Genomic DNA, 2,938 nt, shown 5'->3' on the forward strand with positions numbered 1-2,938 from the left:
GCGGCGGCGGGGCGGTCGCCGCGGAGCGTACCCCCCACCCCCTCCGGGCGCGGGTGCGCCGCCCTTTCGGAGGAACGCCGCCCCCGACCGGTGGCCACGCCTGGCCGGGCTTCCGGCCTTCGCCCGCGCTCGACCGGGCCGCGTCCCCGCCCGCCGTGACCGACGGTGAGACCACGGGTGAAAGCTCGTTCTCGCAGCTCACCACCCCCCTTGCTACGCTTCGCGACCAGATGAACACGGCCGGGTGTGCCGTGTGAGGTGCCGGCGCGGCCCGGCCCCCGCACGGTCCGGCGCACACCTCGGGGCGGGCACGACCCGGCCGGGGCCGGCCCGACCGACCGGCGCCGCCCCGGCCGTCCGCTTCGACGACGCGCCGCCGCCGTCGAACCCCTCCGTGCACCGCACGCCGCCCGCGTCCGCGTCGCAGCGCGCGTCCTACCTCCACCCGGACCCCGCGTCCGGCTCCCCGACCACGGCCACCCGACCGGTTTTCTCCGACCCGGACCTCACCCGCGCCCCGCCAGCCGCGGGGACGCACGCGCTAACGGGAGTGCAGTGACCCAGACCTCGAACACCCCGCAGACCTCGATCCCTCCGCAGAGCCCGACCGAGTCCCCGGCCCCGATCGACGTGCAGGGCTGCCCGTTCCGCCATGACAACGCGCTGGAACCCGACCCCTTCATGGAGCGGATGCGGCGGGAGGCGCCGGTCGCCCGCGTCCGCATGCCCTACGGGGAGGGGGACTGCTGGCTCGTCACCCGCTACGCCGACGTCAAACTCGTCACCTCCGACCGGCGGTTCAGCCGCGCCGCCCTCGTCGGCCGCGACTTTCCCCGCATCACCCCGGCGCCGATCGCGCAGTCGGAGTCCATCAACCTGATGGACCCGCCGGGGCTGAACCGGGTGCGGCGGCTGATCACCAAGGCGTTCACCACCCCGCAGGTGGAGGCGTTGCGCCCCTGGACGCAGCGCACCGTGGACGGGATGCTCGACGCGATGGCGGCCGAGGGGCCGCCCTCCGACGTCGTGCACCACCTCTCGGAGCCGCTGCCGCTGCTGACCATCTGCGAACTCCTCGCCATCCCCGAGGAGGACCGTTCCGTCCTGCGCGGCCACGCCATGGCGATGATGTCCATGCGCGCCGCCGACGAGCAGTCGGCGGTCGCCGCGAAGATCGCCCTGCGCGCGTACTTCAGCGAACTCACCGCCGCCCGCCGCCGCGACCCGGGGGACGACCTCATCAGCGGGCTGGCGACCGCCCGCATCGGCGACGAGTCGCTCAGCGACGACGAACTCGCCGTCCTCGCGATGCTGCTGGTGGTCACCGGCCACGACACCACCACCTACGACATCAGCAACTTCGTCTACACCCTGCTGACCCACCCCGAGCACCTGGCGCAACTGGAGCGCGAGCCCGAGCTGGTGCCGCAGGCGATGGAGGAGATGCTGCGCTTCGTCCCGTTCCGGCAGGGCGTCGGCATCCCCCGCGTCGCCCTGGAGGACGTTGACATCGACGGGGTGACGATCCGCGCGGGGGACACCGTCCACGTCTCCTATCTGACCGCCAACCGCGACGACCTCGTCTACGAGAACGCCGCCGAGCTCGACTTCCGTCGCGAACACCCCGTGCCGCACATGGCGTTCGGATACGGGGGCCACCACTGCCTGGGATCGCACCTGGCCCGCATGGTGCTCCAGGTCTCCGTCGGCTCGCTCATCGCCCGCTTCCCGGGCATGCGGCTGGCGGTCCCGATCGAGGACGTGGAGTGGAACACCGTCTCGATCTGGCGTTACCCGCTCGCCCTTCCGGTTGCCTGGTGAGGAGCCCCATGACCACGCTGTGCCGTCCCGCCATCGCCGTACCCGAACACGTCATCACCCGCGAGGAGACGCTCGACCTCGCGCGCAGCCTCCACGCCGACCACCCGCAACTCCCGCTGGCGCTGCGGCTCATCGGCAACACCGGCGTCGAGACGCGGCGGCTGGTCCGCCCCATCGAGGAAACGCTTCGGCACCCCGGCGCGACCGTCCTCAACGCCATCTACGAGGCCGAGTCCAAGGCCCGGGTCCCGGACGTCGTGCGGCGGGCGCTCGCCCACGGCGAGCTGGAGCCGGAGGACATCGACCTCATCGTCTACGTCTCCTGCACCGGCTTCATGATGCCGTCGCTGACGGCGTGGCTCATCAACACCATGGGGTTCCGGCCCGAGACGCGGCAGTTGCCGATCGCGCAGCTCGGATGCGCCGCCGGCGGCTCGGCCATCAACCGGGCCCACGACTTCTGTTCGGCCTACCCCGGCTCCAACGTCCTCATCGTGGCCTGCGAGTTCTGCTCGCTCTGCTACCAGCCGACCGACCTCGGGGTGGGCAACCTGCTCTCCAACGGGCTGTTCGGCGACGCGGTGGCGGCGGTCGTCATGCGCGGCGAGGGCGGCACCGGCGTCCGGCTCCAGCACAACGGTTCGCACCTGGTGCCGGGCACCGAGAAGTGGATCTCCTACGTCATCCGTGACACCGGCTACCACTTCATGCTGGACAAGCGGGTGCCGGGCACGATGTCGATGCTGGCGCCGGCCATGCGGGAACTGGCCGAGCGCCACGAGTGGGAGATCTCCGGGCTGGACTTCTACATCGTCCACGCCGGCGGCCCCCGCATCCTCGACGACCTCTGCCACTACCTGGGGCTGCCGCCGGAGATGTTCCGGTACAGCCGGGCGACGCTGACCGAGCGCGGCAACATCGCGGCGGCGGTGGTGCTGGACGCGCTGGACCGGCTGTTCGCGGACGGTGGGGCCGCCGACGGCGCCCGGGGGGTGATCGCCGGTTTCGGCCCGGGCATCACCGCCGAGATCAGCCTCGGCAGCTGGACCGGGGCCCCGCTCGCCCCGGCGGCGGCCGGCGCGGTCTCCGTGCCGGCGGGCCGCGGCGCCACCGCGCC

Annotated in this window: 2 protein-coding genes; both read left to right on the forward strand. The window is 72.8% G+C overall.

Going from position 1 to position 2,938, the window contains the following annotated elements; genetic code table 11:
- The first annotated feature begins 624 nt into the window (after nucleotides 1-624).
- Nucleotides 625-1,821, forward strand: a complete 1,197-nt coding sequence (locus HCN56_RS24810) for a cytochrome P450 (protein WP_312871441.1) — start codon at nucleotides 625-627, stop codon at nucleotides 1,819-1,821.
- 8 nt (nucleotides 1,822-1,829) lie between these two features.
- A partial coding sequence (locus tag HCN56_RS24815; protein ID WP_167974789.1) for a type III polyketide synthase occupies nucleotides 1,830-2,938 on the forward strand: 1,109 nt, incomplete at its 3' end.

This window comes from Streptomyces lonarensis (genome assembly GCF_012033735.1).
Classification (GTDB): Bacteria; Actinomycetota; Actinomycetes; order Streptomycetales; family Streptomycetaceae; genus Streptomyces; species Streptomyces lonarensis.